Here is a 732-nt window from a genome sequence, read left to right as displayed (position 1 = left end):
GGTACTATCAAAACAGATCAATCACTTAAAGTCATGTCCGAAAATCGGGGGCCACTTCTGTTTTCTGCAGTCACCTGTTGTAAACCGTCTAGTTCAGCGATAGCAGCATTGAGCCATAATCCATCTAGCATGCCATGTTGTTCCACGGCTTGTGCAAGCTCATTACCAGATTCAGGATTTGAAGAATCAATATCTAAAGGAGTAATCCAAGAGCCAAATCTATTTGATAGCGATTTCAATTTTTCTCTGTTGCGTCCAGTAATAATAACCCGAGCCCCCAGTCGTATCAGCTCTTCTGCTGTAGCTAAGCCAATACCACTCGTCCCGCCTGTGATTAGATATAGTTTATCGTTGAAATCATAGAGACTTGAAAGATAGGAAAGGTTGTCCTTTCGCTCGTTATGCAGTGTTAAAGATAAAGGTTTAATATTCAACATAGTTTCTCCTCGAAATGAGAAACAAGGTTAACGGTTAGAGTAAACTCTAAGTCAACATACTTTACCACTTTTATATAAGTTAATTTTGTAATCTAAGGCTTTGAGGTGATCTTCTAGTAAGCTTATTTGTTTAATAAGCCCCTCTCTGTGCTTTGATAGAATATACTCTCTCTCTGCGAGCGTGTCTGAGCCACCATCGGATAGCCTAGCGTATTCTACTATTTCATTGAGTCGTGTGATCACCAAGCGATTCTGTCGTACCTTAATTACCAAGCGACTTTGTCATTACGTTAAC

1 protein-coding gene is annotated in these 732 nt (G+C 39.9%); it reads right to left on the bottom strand.

The features are described 5' to 3' along the window. Window positions 1–17 precede the first annotated feature (17 nt). Complete coding sequence (locus QQK21_RS20035) at window positions 18–437, bottom strand: SDR family oxidoreductase (protein WP_284193941.1); 420 nt, start codon at window positions 435–437, stop codon at window positions 18–20. Window positions 438–732 lie beyond the last annotated feature (295 nt).

Origin of the sequence: Vibrio zhanjiangensis (genome assembly GCF_030161235.1) — a bacterium.
GTDB lineage: Bacteria > Pseudomonadota > Gammaproteobacteria > Enterobacterales > Vibrionaceae > Vibrio > Vibrio zhanjiangensis.
The sequence above is the reverse complement of the archived record's forward strand: the minus strand, read 5'-3'. Positions and strand labels throughout refer to the sequence as shown.